23 protein-coding genes are annotated in these 18,406 nt (G+C 40.0%); 15 read left to right on the top strand and 8 right to left on the bottom strand.

Annotated elements, in window-relative coordinates; all coding sequences use genetic code 11:
* Window positions 1-135 precede the first annotated feature (135 nt).
* Complete coding sequence (locus NSQ43_RS13280; protein ID WP_339250919.1) at window positions 136-1,113, top strand: rhodanese-related sulfurtransferase; 978 nt, start codon at window positions 136-138, stop codon at window positions 1,111-1,113.
* A gap of 246 nt (window positions 1,114-1,359) precedes the next feature.
* On the opposite strand, the gene NSQ43_RS13275 is transcribed toward NSQ43_RS13280, so the two are convergent.
* A complete protein-coding gene (locus tag NSQ43_RS13275; RefSeq protein ID WP_339250917.1) occupies window positions 1,360-1,842 on the bottom strand; it encodes a hypothetical protein in 483 nt (160 codons plus the stop codon).
* A 3-nt stretch (window positions 1,843-1,845) separates the two neighbouring features.
* The gene (locus NSQ43_RS13270; protein WP_339250915.1) at window positions 1,846-2,046 is read right to left on the bottom strand and encodes a helix-turn-helix transcriptional regulator; all 201 of its coding nucleotides are present in this window, start codon (window positions 2,044-2,046) and stop codon (window positions 1,846-1,848) included.
* Window positions 2,047-2,228: 182 nt separating this feature from the next.
* Here NSQ43_RS13270 and NSQ43_RS13265 point away from each other — a divergent pair, with 182 nt between their 5' ends.
* Window positions 2,229-3,044 (top strand): DUF368 domain-containing protein, encoded by an 816-nt coding sequence (locus NSQ43_RS13265; protein WP_339250913.1) that lies wholly within the window; start codon window positions 2,229-2,231, stop codon window positions 3,042-3,044.
* Here the strand turns inward: NSQ43_RS13265 and NSQ43_RS13260 are convergent.
* The 4 genes from NSQ43_RS13260 to NSQ43_RS13245 form a co-directional block, all read right to left on the bottom strand.
* Window positions 3,037-3,375 (bottom strand): DUF5658 family protein, encoded by a 339-nt coding sequence (locus NSQ43_RS13260; RefSeq protein WP_339250911.1) that lies wholly within the window; start codon window positions 3,373-3,375, stop codon window positions 3,037-3,039. The genes NSQ43_RS13265 and NSQ43_RS13260 overlap by 8 nt on opposite strands.
* 152 nt (window positions 3,376-3,527) lie before the next feature.
* Window positions 3,528-5,018, bottom strand: coding sequence for a catalase (locus tag NSQ43_RS13255; protein WP_339250909.1), 1,491 nt, complete (start codon window positions 5,016-5,018; stop codon window positions 3,528-3,530).
* Between the two features lie 210 nt (window positions 5,019-5,228).
* Complete coding sequence (locus NSQ43_RS13250) at window positions 5,229-5,714, bottom strand: DedA family protein (RefSeq protein ID WP_339250907.1); 486 nt, start codon at window positions 5,712-5,714, stop codon at window positions 5,229-5,231.
* A 37-nt stretch (window positions 5,715-5,751) separates the two neighbouring features.
* Entirely contained in the window at window positions 5,752-6,543 is a 792-nt protein-coding gene (locus NSQ43_RS13245) for a phosphatidylserine decarboxylase (RefSeq protein WP_339250906.1), read from the bottom strand.
* Window positions 6,544-6,598: 55 nt separating this feature from the next.
* Here NSQ43_RS13245 and pssA point away from each other — a divergent pair, with 55 nt between their 5' ends.
* Together pssA and NSQ43_RS13235 are read left to right on the top strand one after the other, a co-directional pair.
* On the top strand, window positions 6,599-7,132 hold the full coding sequence (gene pssA, locus NSQ43_RS13240) for a CDP-diacylglycerol--serine O-phosphatidyltransferase (protein ID WP_339250905.1): 534 nt from the start codon (window positions 6,599-6,601) through the stop codon (window positions 7,130-7,132).
* A 151-nt stretch (window positions 7,133-7,283) separates the two neighbouring features.
* Window positions 7,284-8,081, top strand: coding sequence for a helix-turn-helix domain-containing protein (locus NSQ43_RS13235; RefSeq protein ID WP_339250904.1), 798 nt, complete (start codon window positions 7,284-7,286; stop codon window positions 8,079-8,081).
* 68 nt (window positions 8,082-8,149) lie between these two features.
* Here NSQ43_RS13235 and NSQ43_RS13230 read toward each other — a convergent pair whose 3' ends face one another.
* The gene (locus tag NSQ43_RS13230; protein WP_339250903.1) at window positions 8,150-8,563 is read right to left on the bottom strand and encodes a hypothetical protein; all 414 of its coding nucleotides are present in this window, start codon (window positions 8,561-8,563) and stop codon (window positions 8,150-8,152) included.
* Window positions 8,564-8,713: 150 nt separating this feature from the next.
* Here NSQ43_RS13230 and NSQ43_RS13225 point away from each other — a divergent pair, with 150 nt between their 5' ends.
* From NSQ43_RS13225 to recQ, 9 genes are all read left to right on the top strand, one after another.
* Complete coding sequence (locus tag NSQ43_RS13225; RefSeq protein ID WP_339254917.1) at window positions 8,714-9,070, top strand: GNAT family N-acetyltransferase; 357 nt, start codon at window positions 8,714-8,716, stop codon at window positions 9,068-9,070.
* A 13-nt stretch (window positions 9,071-9,083) separates the two neighbouring features.
* Window positions 9,084-9,332, top strand: a complete 249-nt coding sequence (locus tag NSQ43_RS13220; protein ID WP_339250902.1) for a hypothetical protein — start codon at window positions 9,084-9,086, stop codon at window positions 9,330-9,332.
* Window positions 9,333-9,631: 299 nt separating this feature from the next.
* A complete protein-coding gene (locus NSQ43_RS13215) occupies window positions 9,632-9,823 on the top strand; it encodes a DUF6366 family protein (protein ID WP_339250901.1) in 192 nt (63 codons plus the stop codon).
* 44 nt (window positions 9,824-9,867) lie between these two features.
* On the top strand, window positions 9,868-10,155 hold the full coding sequence (locus tag NSQ43_RS13210) for a hypothetical protein (RefSeq protein ID WP_339250900.1): 288 nt from the start codon (window positions 9,868-9,870) through the stop codon (window positions 10,153-10,155).
* Between the two features lie 445 nt (window positions 10,156-10,600).
* On the top strand, window positions 10,601-10,888 hold the full coding sequence (locus NSQ43_RS13205) for a hypothetical protein (RefSeq protein ID WP_339250898.1): 288 nt from the start codon (window positions 10,601-10,603) through the stop codon (window positions 10,886-10,888).
* Window positions 10,885-11,517 carry a kinase gene (locus tag NSQ43_RS13200; RefSeq protein WP_339250896.1) on the top strand — a complete coding sequence of 211 codons (633 nt, stop codon included), beginning with the start codon at window positions 10,885-10,887 and terminating at the stop codon, window positions 11,515-11,517. The genes NSQ43_RS13205 and NSQ43_RS13200 overlap by 4 nt, the downstream gene beginning before the upstream one ends.
* 128 nt (window positions 11,518-11,645) lie before the next feature.
* The gene (locus tag NSQ43_RS13195) at window positions 11,646-12,113 is read left to right on the top strand and encodes a hypothetical protein (protein WP_339250894.1); all 468 of its coding nucleotides are present in this window, start codon (window positions 11,646-11,648) and stop codon (window positions 12,111-12,113) included.
* Between the two features lie 525 nt (window positions 12,114-12,638).
* Entirely contained in the window at window positions 12,639-13,055 is a 417-nt protein-coding gene (locus NSQ43_RS13190; RefSeq protein WP_339250893.1) for a hemerythrin domain-containing protein, read from the top strand.
* Window positions 13,056-13,104: 49 nt separating this feature from the next.
* Window positions 13,105-14,883 carry a DNA helicase RecQ gene (gene recQ, locus NSQ43_RS13185; RefSeq protein WP_339254915.1) on the top strand — a complete coding sequence of 593 codons (1,779 nt, stop codon included), beginning with the start codon at window positions 13,105-13,107 and terminating at the stop codon, window positions 14,881-14,883.
* A 54-nt stretch (window positions 14,884-14,937) separates the two neighbouring features.
* On the opposite strand, the gene NSQ43_RS13180 is transcribed toward recQ, so the two are convergent.
* Complete coding sequence (locus tag NSQ43_RS13180) at window positions 14,938-16,092, bottom strand: MFS transporter (RefSeq protein WP_339250891.1); 1,155 nt, start codon at window positions 16,090-16,092, stop codon at window positions 14,938-14,940.
* A 158-nt stretch (window positions 16,093-16,250) separates the two neighbouring features.
* On the opposite strand from NSQ43_RS13180, the gene NSQ43_RS13175 reads away from it, so the two are divergent.
* Window positions 16,251-17,234, top strand: coding sequence for a diaminopimelate dehydrogenase (locus tag NSQ43_RS13175; protein WP_339250889.1), 984 nt, complete (start codon window positions 16,251-16,253; stop codon window positions 17,232-17,234).
* Window positions 17,235-17,301: 67 nt separating this feature from the next.
* Window positions 17,302-18,393: a M42 family metallopeptidase gene (locus NSQ43_RS13170; protein WP_339250887.1), complete on the top strand. Its 1,092-nt coding sequence runs from the start codon at window positions 17,302-17,304 to the stop codon at window positions 18,391-18,393.
* Window positions 18,394-18,406 lie beyond the last annotated feature (13 nt).

Below are 18,406 nucleotides of genomic sequence, written 5' to 3'. Positions count from 1 at the left end.
TTTTGTGGTATAATGTCTGAGGCCCGGATCTTGCAAATACGGGTGAGCTGTCATGTGTTTACAATTAAATAGTTGTAAAACCGATCAGGCTGTTAATTCTACTGCAAAGAAAACAAACAGAAGGTGGTCGAAGAAATGGAAAAAGGAGCATATCGGGTATTGTTGTACTATAAATACGTACACATCGAAGACCCAGAAACATTTGCTGCCGAACATTTGGCGTTTTGTAAGGAACATGGATTGAAAGGTCGTATTCTTATTGGAGCGGAAGGCATTAATGGTACTTGTTCAGGAACTATTGAACAAACCGATGCATATATGGCTATGATGCATAGCGATGAGCGCTTCAAGGATCTTTGGTTCAAAATCGACGAGGCAGATGGACATGCATTCAAAAAAATGCACGTACGTCATCGAAAAGAAATCGTTAACTTAAGCCTTGAAGAAGATATCAATCCTTTGGAATTGACAGGTCAATATTTGAAACCTGAAGAATTCCTGAAAGCAATGCAAGATGAAAACACAGTTGTGTTTGATACAAGAAATGATTATGAATATGATCTTGGACATTTCAGAGGGGCGATTCGTCCGGATATTGAGAATTTCCGCGATCTTCCTGAATGGGTCCGTGAAAATAGAGAACTGTTTGAAGGGAAAAAAGTCCTTGCGTATTGCACGGGTGGAATCAGATGTGAGAAATTCACAGGCTGGATGAAGCGTGAAGGATTTGAGGATGTTGCGCACTTGGAAGGCGGAATCGTAACATATGGTAAAGACCCTGTTGCGAAAGGCCAACTATGGGACGGTCAATGTTATGTATTTGACGAAAGGATTGCTGTTCCGATTAACCAAGTTGAACATGTCGTTGTTGGTCGTGACCATTTTGACGGTACACCATGCGAACGCTATGTGAACTGTGCGAATCCTGAATGTAATAAAAAGATCCTTTGCTCTGAAGAAAATGAGCGTCTATATATGCGCAGCTGTTCGGACGAGTGCCGTGTGCACCCGCGCAACCGTTATTTCGTTGAGATGAATATGACGGTCGAAGAGTTCGATGCACGTATGGAAGAAATCGAAAAGCGTCGTAGCGAAGAAAAAGTTGCAAACTAATGAAAATGAAGCTGTCCTGAAAGTCATGTTATGACTATCGGGACAGTTTTTTTTAAGGTAAATGAGCGGTTTCCGGGATAAACGAGCGGTTTCCGGGATAAACGAGCGGTTTCTGGAATAAACGAGCGGTTTCTGGAATAAACGAGCGGATTCCAAAAACGCTAAACATAAGCAGACTAAAAGCTATTATCAGTATAATTCTTAAGGATATAGCAATAGTTAAGTCTTTCATAGAATCCTCTCCTTTCACTTATAGTGCAGCACTTTATAAGCAATAAGATACGAAATTAATCCGATAATAGGGATTGATGCAGTTGTAAAAAGTGGGAACCAAATATGATCGACGAAATAATTAGGGATCCACATATATGAACCAATCGCTAATAGTGAATAGACAAGTAGAATGGAAAATGCGTAACTAACTGCTTTTCTAGTATTAGCGACAGCTCTTTCATCAGAAACATCATATTCGAATGTGAGGAATGAACGTCTATCGGCATTTTTGTTTCTCCAAACTGTAATAATTTGGATGATGTTGGCGACTAAAAAAAGAATGGTGGTTATTAATACAAAATGACCTGGCCATGGTGAAATGTACAAGCTGAATTCATTAATAAACCCTCGTTCCATCTGAATGAAACTTTGCTCTATCTTTAAGTAATCGTAGACCATTACAGATAGTGAAATGAGCAACATGATTCGCAAAAAAACAGCAATATTCATTTTCAATTTTCACTTCTCCTCCTTTGAAAATATTTCCTCAATCGGCAGCTTGAACACTTCTGCGAGGTTCATGGCAAGAAGCAGGGAAGGGGTATAGCTCCCTTTTTCCAACGCGACAATAGTCTGTCTCGTCACACCAACCTGATCCGCCAACTCACCTTGCGTAATATCAAAACGTGCACGTAACTCTTTCACACGATTCTTAATCAAACCAAAGCCTCCTCTGCTGAATGGAAACTATCACTCGTATGTATAGTACACTTTACAATATGTAAAGTCAACCATACATATGTGAGAAAAATAAAAAAAGTCCTACTGTATTTAAAATGGTTGTTGGCAATCGAGAGATGGTATACTACTATCACAGAAATAATACTGGAGGAAATGGATTTATGGAATGGAAGAATATTTATCGTGGATTTCTCATTGGAATCAGCGACTTGATTCCAGGTGTGAGCGGGGGAACAATAGCGTTCATACTTGGTATATATGATCGATTGTTAACCGCAATCAGCGGATTTTTCAGTAAGGACTGGAAGAAGCATATTGGATTTTTATTGCCACTCGCAATTGGCATCGGATTGACATTATTGCTCTTTAGTCGGGTAATCGACTTCTTATTAAAAAATTATCATCAGCCTACACAATTTTTCTTTCTTGGACTAATCATTGGGGTTATTCCGTTCATCTCAAAACAGGCAGGCATGAAGAAGAATTTTAAATTTGGACATTATATCTTGTTGCTTATTGTTGGAGCGGCTCTTGCTTCTACAGCTTTTATGAGCCCGGCTGATTCAACTGTGATTACTTCGTTATCGATGAAAAATGTGTTGGGCCTTTTCTTTGCAGGATGGTTAGGAAGCATGGCAATGCTCTTACCAGGTGTGAGCGGCTCATTTATCTTACTTCTTCTTGGTGTATATTCGACTGCGATAAATGCACTTTCTACGCTCAATTTACCCATTATCATTGTAATCGGGTCGGGTGTAATAGTCGGCTTTATCGTAAGCAGTAAAATAATCCGTTTTCTATTGGAAAACTACACCTACGCAACATTCGCATGTATTATCGGTTTGATCATCGGTTCGGTATTTGTAATTTACCCTGGAATACCGGAAAGTGGAACCCCGTTCGTGATGAGCGTAATTGCACTCATCACGGGGCTGATCGTAGCCAATATATTCAATTCGGCAAGTCCTTCTAAATGAAGGCAGTCATAATCACAATCCAGGAAATATGAATGCTGATTACCACAACATAGACGATTATCGCGATGACGATTAAGTTTTTCAAATATGTTGATGGTTTCACGAGGCGCATCAATGTGAATAAGAAAAATGGCAGGCTTAGTTTTACAAAATAAAAAAGAGCAATGCTCAAATCATATATGTATCTCATGAATGGATTCGATTCTTGGATATGACCATTTCGTAGTCCGAGATCAGTGAAGAGGGCATCCATCAAACATAAACAAAATAGAAGAAAACATGTATTCAATAATCGATCCTTGGATTGTGGAAGAGTTTTTGCTGTTTCCATCTTCATCACCTCTCCTTGTTGTAACGGTTTATAACTGTTAGGATATGAAGTGGATGAGGATTTTATTCCAACTCGGCCAATTATTTGGATATAAGATATTTTTAAAAAACGCCAACGATAGGGGAGGGGCCCCGTACGTTGGCGTTTTGTTGTTATTTTACAGCTTCTTGTTCCAATACATCACTCATCGGAATGCCTAATGCTTTCGCGACTCCTTCTCCGTAAGCTGGATCAGCATAATAGCAGTGTCGGATATGTTTGCACTTAATTTCCTTAGGTGCATCACCTAAATTTCTTGCGGTATTTCCAAACAGTCTTTCCTTCTGTTCATCGTCCATCAAGTTGAACAATTTGCCAGGTTGTGTGAAGTAATCAGCGTCATCCTCACGGAAATCCCAATGTGCAGCATCTCCATAAACTTTTAGTGGCGGTTCTTTGAAGTCCGGTTGCTCTCTCCATTCGCCAAAGCTATTTGGCTCATAAGAAGTTCTGCTACCGTGGTTTCCGTCAACGCGCATTGCTCCATCGCGGTGGAAACTATGGAATGGGCACTTCGGTGCGTTTACTGGGATCTGATGATGGTTTACACCAAGACGGTATCTTTGTGCGTCACCATATGAGAACAATCTTGCTTGTAACATTTTATCTGGTGAGAAACCGATTCCTGGAACGATAGCTGCAGGAGTAAAAGCCGCTTGTTCAACTTCTGCAAAATAGTTATCAGGATTACGATTCAATTCGAACTCTCCAACTTCAATAAGAGGGAACTCGTCCTTATACCATACTTTCGTTAAATCGAATGGATTGTAAGGCATGTTCAATGCTTGGTCCTCTGTCATCACTTGGATATACATCTTCCATTTCGGGAAGTCCCCATTATCGATTGACTCAAGCAGGTCACGCTGATGCGTCTCACGGTCAGTACCGATCAAAGCAGTTGCTTGCTCATCTGTTAGGTTTTTAATCCCTTGCTGGGAACGGAAATGGAATTTGACCCAAACCCGCTCATTGTCGGCATTGATCATACTGTATGTGTGGCTGCCGAACCCGTGCATATGACGGTATGTTTCTGGAATTCCGCGGTCACTCATAACGATTGTGATTTGGTGAAGTGCCTCAGGCAGGGATGTCCAGAAATCCCAGTTGTTCGTTGCGCTACGCATATTTGTTCGTGGATCACGTTTAACGGCATGGTTCAAGTCAGGGAATTGAAGTGGATCCCTAAAGAAGAAGACAGGTGTGTTGTTTCCAACCAAATCCCAGTTACCTTCCTCTGTATAGAACTTAAGAGCAAAACCACGGATATCACGTTCAGCATCAGCGGCACCACGTTCACCGGCAACAGTAGAAAAACGTGCAAACATCTCTGTTTGTTTTCCAACTTCGGAGAAAAGCTTGGCCCTTGTATATTTAGTAATATCATTTGTTACTGTAAATGTTCCATAAGCACCTGATCCTTTTGCGTGCATACGACGCTCAGGGATAACTTCGCGATCAAAGTGGGCAAGTTTTTCAATCAGCCATACGTCCTGTAAAAGGACAGGACCACGTGGACCTGCTGTCATAGAGTTTTGGTTGTCGACTACTGGAGCACCAGCTGCGGTAGTCAATCTTCTTTGAGAATGATTATCATTATTTGTCATTGATAATGCCTCCTTGACTAATAGTCTTGTATCTTCTTCTTAACTATAGCATAAGTAGTAAATGAATACTACAGTTATTTATAATAATTATTGATAGAGAATCGGTATTTATATCTGAATAATAGGAAGTTCGAGAGTTATCAATTATAATTATATGAAAAATGAAGGTACCCAGAAAAGGATACCTTCAATAAATCGCTTGCTTAATTGTTAGAACGGGAATATGATCCAATAACCGATTGATAAACAAATTACTGTTGAAACACCAGTGCCGATTGCAGCGAATACCATATATCGTCGCATCCCCATTCCGGCACTTCCCGACAAATAACAGATGATATGTCTCATTCCAGGGACAAAATATCCCAAAGTTACTGCCCATGGCCCATATTTTTCAAACCACCGATCCACGCGCCGAAGTCGGGTGGGGGATAGACGAACCCATTTTCCATATTTAATCAACATCGGCTTCCCGATATTACGTCCCAATGCATAGGTGAAAACTGTTCCTGTCATCACACCTAAAATGGTAATGATCAATGCCGCAGGAAAATTTAATGTCCCTGTAGAAGTTAAATGTCCAATGAATGCAACTACAAGTTCGTCAGGAAGAGGTAATCCGAATATACCTAAAGCCAAGAAGAAGTAAACAGCAAAATAACCATAATGAAGTATAAAGTCATTGAATTGCAGCATATGATTGATTCCCCCCTCTATGATGATTTCCGTAATCCTATGTGCGGGGAGTAAACATCCATTTTCCAATTGACTGACCCAATTTTACCGCGGTATCTGTCGAGATAGTAGGTTGGAATGCGTGTTTATTCTCAAGGAATAAAATGACCGTAGAACCAAACGAAAAGTAACCGAACTCTTCTCCTTTTCGGCATTCTTTCGATGAATCATTTATATGGATGCTATTGACATTGAGTGCACCCACCTTAATCATTGCAATTCTGCCATGCGAAGTCGATAGTTCAGATATGAGTCTATAATTTGTAGCGAAAGGTTGATTGCCAAGGCGCAGCCCTAAATCGTTTACTGGGAATGAAGTTTTGCCAAGCGCGTAGCGCGATAACAAGTTGCCGTCATATGGATAGTGGAAATGATGATAATCCCTTGGTGAAAGGTAAAATACATAAAAGAATCCTCCTTCATAGACATTTGCTATCTTTTCATTTCCCAAAATTTGTTTTATACTATATAGATAATCTTTGATAATGAAAGTCTGATTTTTTTCGATTGTACCGGAAGCACTCAGATATCCATCTACCGGAGATATTAATGTTTCATCTTGCAAGTCGATTGGACGTGCACCTTCTTTTAGATTTCGCGTAAAATAGGCTTGAAGGCTATCATAATGCTCGATGGGAAATTCAGCTTCGTCCTCATTGATAGTATATGTTCGAGCGAAAGGTTTTATCAGCCTTTGACTAAACCGAGAGCTTGTTACGGACTTTAACAGTGATGAAGAAACAGGATGCCCGGTTAGTTCAACAAAGTATTTAAATAGTGCTTTTTTCATTCTATCAGTCTCCAATACTTTGATAAATACACCATACTAAGATGGGGGAATTATTATGTTTTTATCGAGATACCTCGATTATACTAAAATTAAAGGTCAATTGGCTAATGCAATTACTGTTATAAATCTTAGCTTCGGAATAATTGCGATTATCCTCATAGCACGTGAACTAAGTCATATGAGTTTAGTTTTCATATTCCTTGCTGCTCTTTTCGATCGATTCGATGGAATGGTCGCAAGACATTTCAATTCAGAGTCTTTGTTCGGAAAAGAACTTGATTCGTTAAGCGATTTAGTTTCTTTCGGTGTTGCCCCGGCGCTTTTAATCTATATGACTGACTTATCCGAGATGCTTTGGGTAGGGATTGCGGCTACAGTATTTTATATTGTTGCAGGTGCAATCAGATTAGCTCGTTATAACGTCAAGGAATTTGACGGTGCGTTTTATGGTGTGCCGATTACAGTGGCGGGTGTACTTTTGACATTATGCTATTTCTTGAGTCCATACATCGGACCTCAGTTTTTCGTAATCATCATGGTCGTACTTGGATTTGCAATGATTAGTAATATACGTATTGCCAAAATATAAAGTTGACAGGTGGGGGAGAATTCCTTCATCTGTTTTTTTGTGCCCCAATAGTTGACTGTATGGGCATTTAGGCCTGTTTTGAAAAACTTTCAATCACGAGTATCCCTTTTGCTCTTTTCTATCTATATAGAAGGTGAAGGGGGAGGTCTGAATGACATACTATCTAAAGGAATACGCACGCTTCGCAACAATTGAAGAAATGGACACAGCGGCTGAACAGCATTTGATGAAACATTGGGATGACCTTACTAAGTCGGATCGCGAGGTTCTTGAAGTGATTCGTCGGTATTCGGTAAAGTTCGGTGCAGCACATTTGAAACATGGAACTATCGAGGAGATTATTGGCAAGTCGAACGCGACTGTGAGAAGGGCAATCCACAAGCTTGTAAGCTTAGGAATCATCGAGAAAATCCACTACATCCGCCCAGTAATGAGCGGACTCGGCGCCAACATCTACGTCATTTTACCTTTCGATGAACAGGGGAAAATGAACGACCGTGATCATGACAACAAACCGCATGAGGATAAGGAAAATGAGCAGTTTTCAGAGGACCAAGCACTTCTTTCTAAATCTCTATTAAAATCTAAAGATCTTAACTACACGTCTCAGCAAGAACCGTCAAAGTTATCCACAAGTCTATTTAGTCGGATGAAAGATCTGCTTGCTGGAACAATTGGTGATAGTAAACTAGCCCGTGAGTTCTTCGGAATTCATAGGGCTATCTCTGGACGGATGATGAAATATGAAATTTATCAAGAAGACGGACATGTATTCGATAACCTCGCTTATCGTGCGTTGATGATCACAGTGATGGCGACGAAGAAGAAAGTAATCCGTAATTTGCCGGGGTATTTCAAGGGTGTATTGGATAAATTGATTGATGAAACTTACTTTAAGGACATCTTTATGCTATTTGATAAGCCGGTGCAAGGGTATATCTTTCCTTGAGCCAGAGAGTTTTATGTTAAAGTATATTGAAGATTAAGAAACCGTGTTCTTCTACAGGTTTACTTACTTCATGGCGTGGCGTACTTAGTTAACTTCTCAAATTCCTTGTCCGAGATAATCCGATGAGAATAAGATAAAACACTATAATTTGCATTCCCACCGCTACCCGGAAAACGAATCGTCATACGTATTAACTTATATGGCGGATTATGTGCACCTTCAAAACCGATAACTCGTAATGTGACATCGTATTGGTCACCATTTGCAGATATTTTCTCGATTCTTTCATTTTCGAATAATTGGGTATCACCGTGACTTTCCATAATTTCAAGGATTGTCCAACCAAGACTTCTCAGAAACGCGCCCTCCAATATACTTGGTGGTCGGTCTTGGGGAATTATTTCAGTATCCGCATTTGCATTAGTAGTCCCGCCGAAAATGAGTAGAAGAAGAATCATTGCAGGGAGAATAGTTTTATTCAAAAAAACACCACCTCTTGAAATATAATTCCCTAAATGATGGGGTTTATGCGGATAGGGTAATTATCGTAATCAGTGGTTACTAAATTAATAGGAAGTGTTCATGTGCAAACAATAGACTTTACAATCGAACCCTTAGAAGATTTCAAGCAAATGCAGTCCTTGTATGAATCATTAGGATGGAACGCCATTAATTTGACGATTGGCGAGTTAGAAGAACTGTGTATTCGAAGTTGGTGTACAATATACGCCTTTGATGGAGAACGATTAGTGGGGACGGGACGCGTCATATCAGATGGAGTTATTACTGGAATAATATGCGGATTAGGCGTTCTACCGGAATATCAGCGCAAAAGTATCGGTAAAGAAATATTGACTCGTCTAATTCAACATTGTGAAAGTAATCGGGTTATTCCACAACTACTGTGTGAAGAGCATTTGGAGTCTTATTATGAATCTTTCGGATTTAAGAAGTTTGCGATTGGTATGTCGCGTAAAATAAATCGATAGTAGGGGATATAAAATGACAAAACGCGGGGCTGGCATTGCATTTGTTGCGATATCTGCTTTATTAATTTCGGTTAAGTATATAAGTGCTGCAATTTTTGGTTCTGGAGTTTCAAGTTGGGATAAGGAGTTATTTGATGCGATGCTCTCCTATGTTGGAAATACGTTAAACATTTTTAGTCTATTGTCATTACTTGTGGGGGTTTCATATATCGCATGGGGAGAGTACGAGGAATTAAAACGTAAAAAGGAAACTAATATGTAATCTTTAACAATCGATCGGAACTGTGCAACTATTCTGTCGGAGATACGTATAACATATAAACATTGACTATTCATGGTGAATTTGAGGGGAAAGAATGAAATCTATAGGGAATTTATGTATCTTATTGGGGATAGTATTAAGTTTGGTAGGTTTATATTATAAGCTTGGAGGAACAGATTCAATTTATTTCCAATATGCATTCGCGATAGGCATCATCTTGTTTGGCATTGGCATTCTATTAGATGGAATAGCTAATATACGAAGGGGATAGTATATGAAGGCGAAATTGGAGGAAGCAAATGGATGAAAATGACGAAACTCCTGAAGAAAGAAGAGAGAGGCTAAGGCAAAAAGAATTAAGGCATCCCTCCAGTAGTATTCATGGAAGTAATCTGTCTGATCTTGTCGGTGGTTTAGGTTGGAAGGGGACTGGAATAATGATTCTTGTATTAATAGCTGGCTTTTTGTTGTATTCCCTATTTTTCCAGTAACCATTTAGTTGAGAAGGAGTTAAATGCTCGAAGGGAGGAAGGATATGTTTTTACTTTTTTGGCCTTTCATGCTCGCTTCAATTGTTTTTTCATTGGTTGCCTTTACTAAGAAAAAGCCACTGTTTCTTGTTATTTCTTGCTTGTTAATCACACCATTTTCACTTTACATTGCCGCAACACCGCTATTTAAATGGTGGGGGCTAATCTTGCCGTTTTTTTATCTTGCTTCGGCTATCTCACTTAGGAAAAACATTATGTGGTTATCGGTTTTGTTAACCCTGCCAGCATTGTTAGTGATTGGATGGCTTGGTTTGGTTGTTATTACTCAATAAATAACATTTTAATAGACAGTTGAAAATCATGGGGGGAGAGGGGGGCTTTAAATGTACACTGATTTTTATGGTGGTTTCAGTTCGATAGTTTTAGGTTGGTTGTTTTGGTGGATAGCTTTGTTGTTTTTTCAACGGCTTGCGAATCGTTACCCTGAAAAAAATACTTGGAAGAAGGATATAATTTTAACTTTTTTCCAAAGTATATTCGTCATAATTTTACTTCCAATCATAGCCTATTTCATTCGATCTAAATAAATATGGTGTTTGAATACCGTTGGATGGTAGTTAATGAACGAAACTCCAAGACCCCCCTGCAAATTAGGTTTTTGGAGCTCCTTTTAATAGTCATACCTGCACTGTGATGGCCTTCACTTCATTAATTTTGTGAAGCGTCACAACAAGATTTGCCTAATAGTTGGAATTTATTGAGGGAGGTTGGCCGACAATGTTATTTATGATATTTGGAGTCATTGCAATAATAGCGACTCTTATAAATCTTTATATGTATAGTATTGGAAAGGATTATAAGATTGCTATGGCGATGGGATTATCATTTACAGCACTAACCCTTTGTGCAGAATACAGTCTTGTGTCGGTATGGGTTAAAGCGGAAGATTGGGCAGCGTTAATGGATGTAGTACCCGGTATGGAAAAGGCATTATGGTTTTTGACAATTGTTTCTATCTTACTAAATATAGCACCTATACTTTTGGAGCGGAAAGGTAAGAAATGAATTCAATGTTTGTTAGAGGAACGGCAGAAAATTTATTTCATCAATTCCTTAATCGGTCAAATAAAAATCGGCCTTTGCTAGTCGGTATAGACGGATTAAGTGGCGCTGGAAAAACTACCTTTGTCAAAGAGATTAAGCAAGAATTAAAAGGCTTTAACTGTGAGGTCAAGATATTTCATCTTGATGAGCATATTGTTGAAAGAAATAAGCGCTATCATACTGGATATGAAGAATGGTACGAGTATTATTATTTACAGTGGGATATTGGTGAAATAATAAACAGATTGCTAATGCCTCTGCATAACAGTAACCATCTTGATTTATCGTTCTACGATAAATCCGATGATTCGATTTCTCATAGACAGATTGAAGTATTTACGAATAGTATCATCCTCATCGAAGGAGTATTTCTACAAAGGAAAGAATGGAAGAGTTTATTTGATTATGTCATTTACATAAACTGTCCCTTTGAATTAAGGAAAGAGAGGGTATTAGGTCGTGATTCTTACATTGGAGATTATCATGACAGATTTAAAAAGTATACGGACAGATATTGGCCAGCGGAAAAGCACTACCTTGACACCATAAATCCTATCAGCATTGCAGATTTAGTAATAAACATTGAATAAGCATATTTCGGACTATGTGCAATCTAGAGTAAGGCTATTAATTGAACAGTTTTGTAACCTTCTCAAATGGAACTCGTTTTAATTTATATGAAGATTCCATTGCTTTGAAAATGAGAGGGGATAACCAAATGACAAGAAGAAAAATTATTATAGTAGTAGTCGCGATTATATTATCTATTATTTTAATTAAAGTTTTTAAGAAAGAATTATGGGATGTTAATGAAGAACTATTGAAACAAGAGGTATTGAATATTGGAAATTCCGTCGAGTCAGTGAATTTATCCGATGTCACTCCATTTGAGTGGGATTTAGTGTACTCTTTTGCCCCGTACACATCTAAAGAGATAATCTATCAAACCGTTGGCTATAAGTGGGATTCTATCAGTGAAACGGTAAACGGTGGGATGAATCAATTAGTTTTCATGAAAGATGAAAAAGTGGTTTGTTATTTATATGGATATCCTGCAAATAATGGTTATGGAATTTTCTTTACCGGTGAAAGTAAATACGATACCGCTGTACTTAGTGTCGAAGATGATTTGATTTTCCAAGTTGAAAAAGGGGATAACGTTATTCTTCTGACAAAATACGAATGACTTGTCTGCAATTATAGTGAGAGTGCCACTTGTAGAAGAAAAAAGCATTATCGCTCAAGAATCCAGGTAAGTGCTCAAGAAAGCAACCGTGCGCTCAAGAATCCAGATAAGTGCTCAAGAAAGCAGCCGTGCGCTCAAGAATCCAGATAAGTGCTCAAGAAAGCAGCCGTGCGCTCAAGAATCCAGATAAGTGCTCAAGAAAGCAACCGTGCGCTCAAGAATCCAAATAAGTGCTCAAGAAAGCAGCCATGCGCTCAAGAAACCAGATGCGCGCTCAATCGGTGATTAGCATGCCCAAAGTGGTGATAAAGTGTGATTTAGTGGTGATAACCTTTTCCCTGATTCGAAATCTAAACAAATTCACCCCTATTATAGGCAACACCGTTGATTGTAGCGGAAAGCGTCCGCCTGAAGCGGAAATCAACATGTTTAGCTATTCAATCCTTTCATAATTCATTCCCTTGGTGCGTTAGGCAAATGTCTGTTATTCTATAGGAAAAGCATCTTGTTGAAAGGATGAATTACATGTCAGGTCCAGCATTGAGGCAATTGCAAGCGCACCGAGCAATTCACGAGGGAGGATTATCCGGCGCAATCAGCAAGACGGAATTGCTTATTGAATATCTGCAACAAGGGGATATGAAATTGGCGGATCGTGCTGCTGATGAGTTGATCGATTATTGGAAGTCAAGAGTGATCAGCCATGCGGATGCGGAAGAAGAAGGGTTTTATAAAGACATCCGAACTGAAAATCCGGAACTTGAAGAAGCAATCATCCAACTTACAAGAGATCATGATTTAATCAGGATCATTGTAAAAGATATTGAAGAGCTCCGTGAACCAGAGAAAATCAGCCCAACTGTACTGCAGAAATTCTATGCATTATTAGTTGTTAATGAAATACATAGCCGCGACGAGGAACGATTGCTGCTTGAGAAATAAAACGAAAAGCGCCAACGTAGGTGCTTTTTTCTTTGATGAATGGAAAGAGGTGATCCCGATCGAAAAAGCATTGTCCGTATTATCTTCCTACTTTGGATTTACTTCCTTTCGGACAGGCCAGGAAAATGCGATTCAAAATGTTTTGGAAGGAAAGGATACACTTTGCGTCATGCCGACTGGCGGAGGTAAATCCATTTGCTATCAAGTCCCGGCTTTGGTCATGGAGGGAACAGTTTTAGTCGTATCCCCATTAATTTCATTGATGAAGGACCAAGTCGATGCACTCCATCAAATTGGAATCCCGGCGGCATATATTAATAGCACATTATCAACGGAGGAATATTTCGGTACGATGGAAATTGCTATGGAAGGTGGGTATCGTCTTCTTTATGTTGCGCCCGAGCGTTTTGAATCCCAATCTTTCGTACAGCAAATTAACCAAATGAAAATTCCTATGATCGCGATTGACGAGGCACACTGTATTTCTCAGTGGGGACATGACTTCCGGCCAAGTTATCGAATGATGAATCGAGTGATTCAATCATTTGAAAAAAGACCAGTTGTTTTAGCCCTCACTGCTACAGCGACGCCTGCCGTCCGGGACGATATATGTGAACAGTTGCATATCGAAAGCAATCATACTGTAATGACTGGATTTGAGCGGAGCAATCTTACGTTTTCCGTCATTAAAGGGCAAGATCGAGAGAAGTTTGTTAAAGACTATGTGAAGAAAAATGAAGGCGAAGCGGGTATTATTTACGCCGCCACTCGTAAAGCCGTCGACCAAGTTCATGCGATGCTTGAACGGACCGGGGTGAAGGTGGCGCGCTATCATGCCGGCCTCTCGGACGTTTTTCGGCAAACGGAGCAGGATCGGTTCTTGATGGACGAAGCGACTGTCATGGTGGCGACAAATGCCTTTGGAATGGGAATTGATAAATCGAATATCCGATACGTCATTCATTACCAAATGCCAAAAAACATGGAAAGTTATTATCAAGAAGCGGGTCGTGCGGGCAGGGATGGACTGGATAGTGAATGCACACTTTTATTTTCCTCCCAGGACGTGATTACACAGCGTTTTCTGATTGACCAATCACAGGATAGTCAACGAATCCCTGCTGAACTTGAAAAATTACAGTCGATGATCGATTATTGCCATACTGAATCCTGCTTGCAAAAGTTCATCATCGCTTATTTTGGTGAAAGTGAAATTAAGGATTGTGGCCGTTGCGCAAATTGTACGGATACAAGGGAAAGCTTCGAAGTTACGGTCGATGTTCAGAAAGTATTGTCATGTGTCATTCGAATGGGACAACGATTCGGTAAGACGATGATTGCTCAAGTTTTAACGGGTTCCCGTAATAAGAAAATACTGGAGTTCGGATTTGATAAATTAACCACTTATGGGTTGATGAAAGAACGGAATGCGAAAGATGTCTCTGATTTTATCGAATTCATCATCTCCGAAAACTATTTAGGAGTTGAGAATGGCCAGTTTCCGATTATTTACGTCACTGAGCAAGGGAAGGATGTATTGACCGGAAAGGTGAAAGTGTTCCGTAAAGGATCTGTTGAAACAAAACAGATTACAAAGGACGATCCGTTATTTAACCAATTGCGTGCACTTCGCTTGAAACTTGCCCAGGAAGCGGGGGTACCTCCTTTTGTTGTCTTTTCCGATAAGTCATTGCGTGATATGGCTGCAAAAATGCCTGTTACAGAAGATGCGTTTTTGGAAGTCAACGGGGTAGGGGCTGCAAAATTAGAAAGATATGGGGAAGCGTTCATGGATGAGATTAAATCTTATTCCGCGGAACTTGTATAATATAAAAAACAGGTGAAGGGAAAGTTTCCCGCACCTGTTTTTTTGATTAATTAATCATTCTGCTGTCAATTGCAGATTTCTTTTCATGCCAAGAATTGTATACAATGCAACTGCCAATAGGATTATGCCTGTAAGCATGAATCCACCTTTGAATGTCAGATCCAAGAAACCGATTAAACTTGAGCCTGCAACGACCCCAATCGAAAAGAATGCATAAAAATAACCGTACGCTTTCCCTCGAAACTCAGCGGTAGATGAGTCGATCAGTAATGAATTAATCGATGGGAATAGGAAAGAAAAGCCGATTCCGTAAAGCATCATTGCTACATAGTGAAGTGAAAGCTCCGTAACCTGACTCAGGAAAAGCATACTCAACCCCATCATGGTAATTCCGAAAGCTAAAGTGATCATTGGACGTACCTTGTCAAAAACACGGTTGATCGGCAATAAGAAAATCAGTATCGCGACGATTCCGAACGTACTAAGCAGCATTCCAGTCGTTTTAGCATCAAAGCCAAGTGCTTCGACTTTTAGAGGTAGGACCAATGCTAATACTCCCTGTGAAAACATAAGGAAGAATGCTCCCGCAAATGCTCTGACCATTCCTGGATGCTTGAACAAATACCGTACCCTGAAATGCTTTGTCGATTTACCTTGTTGTTTTTTCTCATATGTAAATGAGCGTAAAAGGAAAAAAGCGAAAATGGCAAGTATGAACATAATAATCCCATTCACTGACATGATGAAAGGTGCACTTGTTTTCGTTGCCACAATTCCGCTATAAGCTGGACCGAAAATCGCGGCCATTCCTACGAAAGCACCTGAAATTGCAACACTCCTACCTCTTTTTGACTCTTCAGCACGATTTGCAAGAAATGTAAAAGCGGCAGGAACGATTAATCCTTCCATAAAACCATGGACAAATCGGATGCCTAATAGCGAAGTAGGTCCGATGGCAAGTGTATATAGTAGCAGTGATACTCCTGACGCAAACAGGCCGACTAACAGAATGATAAACGGTCCTCTTTTATCTGTCAGAAAACCCGAGATGACATTTCCGATTGTATTAGAAAATGAATACATCCCCACCGCCAGACCAGTCATGAAAGACGATGCGCCTAATGAAAAGGCAAATGGACTCATGATCGGAAGCTGTGAAAACAAATCGAAAAATGAGAAGAAAACGATTAAATAAACGAACGCACGCATGTAATATCCTCATTCCATTTAGTTATATCTACCCTTCTACTGTACCATTTAAATTGAAATAGATAAAAGGATAGATTTTGACAAAAGAAATATTAGCAAATTAATAGGAGTAACGTTAAAATGTAAGAATACTTTGGGCGAAAGGGATGTTGTTAAAAATGGACTCGGAAATTCGAATTGGAATCGTTGGATACGGCAATTTAGGTAAAGGTGTAGAATCAGCGATCTCTCAAAATGGTGATTTAACACTTTCGGCTGTCTTTACAAGAAGGAATCCAGCAGAGCTGAAAGTGAATAGTGAAGTTCCCGTTCTTTCGTTGGATGACGTTGAAAGCTATGTAAATGACATCGATGTTTTAATTCTATGCGGTGGATCTAAAAAAGATTTGCCGGAACAAGGTCCCGCACTGTCGAAATTGTTTAATACAGTTGATAGCTTCGATACACATGCGAAAATTCCTGAGTATTTTGAAGCAGTCGACGCTTCAGCCAAGCCGAACGGAAAAACTGCAATCATTTCGGTTGGCTGGGATCCGGGTTTATTTTCCATCAATCGTCTATATGGTGAATCAATTCTTCCGGAAGGCGCAACCTACACATTCTGGGGCAAAGGTTTAAGCCAAGGTCATTCGGATGCTGTCAGAAGGATCAAAGGAGTGAAGGGAGCTGTCCAGTATACAATCCCTGTGGAAGCGGCTGTCGATAAGGTGAGAAGTGGCTCCCAACCTGAACTCACAACTCGTGAAAAACATACACGCGAATGCTTTGTCGTTCTTGAAGAAGGAGCTGATGCAAACCAAGTTGAACAGGACATTGTGACGATGCCCGATTACTTTGCGGACTATGACACGACAGTGAATTTCATAAGCGAAGCGCAATTGAAAGAGGAGCATGGAGCGATGCCTCATGGCGGATTTGTCATTCGTAGCGGTAAAACAGGCGAGTCTAACAAGCAGGTAATGGAATTCTCACTGACGTTAGAAAGTAATCCTGAATTCACTTCAAGTGTACTTGTTGCTTATGCACGTGCGGCTTATAAATTGAATAAAAACGGTGAGACCGGCGCAAAAACTGTATTCGACGTTGCACCAGGATTACTATCACCGAAGAGTGCTCACGAACTCCGTAAAGAGTTGCTATAAATTTCTTTCAAATATCTATTATTTCATCTATACTGAAAATGGAGTTTTATTTAGGAGGGCGAAATGAATGGGGAAACAACTTGATGAAACATTGGTAATGTTAAAAGACTTAACAGATGCGAAAGGAATTCCTGGTAATGAACGCGAACCTCGCGAAGTAATGAAGAAATATATCGAGCCATTTGCGGACGAAATCGAATATGATGGACTCGGTTCTTTAATTGCGAAGAAAACAGGTGTTGCAGAAGGCCCGAAAGTAATGGTCACAGGCCATTTGGATGAAGTCGGATTTATGATTTCCAAGATTGACGACAAAGGATTCCTTTCCTTCCAAACAGTTGGCGGATGGTGGTCCCAAGTCATGCTTGCTCAACGGGTTACAATCGTGACACGTAAAGGGGACACAGTAACTGGTGTAATCGGTTCGAAGCCACCACATATCCTCTCTCCGGAAGCACGTAAAAAGCCGGTAGACATTAAGGACATGTTCATCGATATCGGTGCAACTTCCAAAGAGGAAGTTATGGAGTGGGGAGTAATGCCTGGCGACATGGTCGTTCCGTACTTTGAATTCACAGTCATGAACAATGAAAAATACTTGCTTGCAAAAGCTTGGGATAACCGAATCGGTTGTGCAATTGCAATCGACGTCATGAAAGCATTGAAAGACGAGAATCACCCGAATATCGTATTCGGTGTAGGCGCTGTTCAAGAGGAAATCGGATTACGTGGCGCGAAAACAGCAGCTGCGAAAGTGAAACCGGATATTGCATTTGCAGTTGATGTTGGCATTGCTGGAGATACTCCTGGAGTAACTTCTAAAGAAGCGTCAAGTAAAATGGGCGATGGTCCTCAAATTCTTCTTTTTGACGCTTCAATGGTGTCCCATAAAGGTTTACGTGATCTTGTCGTTGACACAGCGGAAGAGCACGGCATCCCTTATCAATTCGATGTGATTCCTGGCGGCGGAACAGATGCTGGATCAATCCATGTGAGCGGTAATGGTGTTCCATCACTCGCAATCTGTATCGCAACTCGTTATATCCACTCCCATGCAGCAATGTTGCATAGAGACGATTACGAAAATGCAGTGAAGCTGATCGTTGAAGTCATTAAGAAGCTTGATAAAGACACTGTACACCGCATTACATTTGAATAAGTGGTTTTTTAGA

Origin of the sequence: Sporosarcina sp. FSL W8-0480 (assembly GCF_037963765.1) — a bacterium.
Lineage (GTDB): Bacteria > Bacillota > Bacilli > Bacillales_A > Planococcaceae > Sporosarcina.
This window is presented reverse-complemented; position numbering and strand designations above follow the sequence as displayed.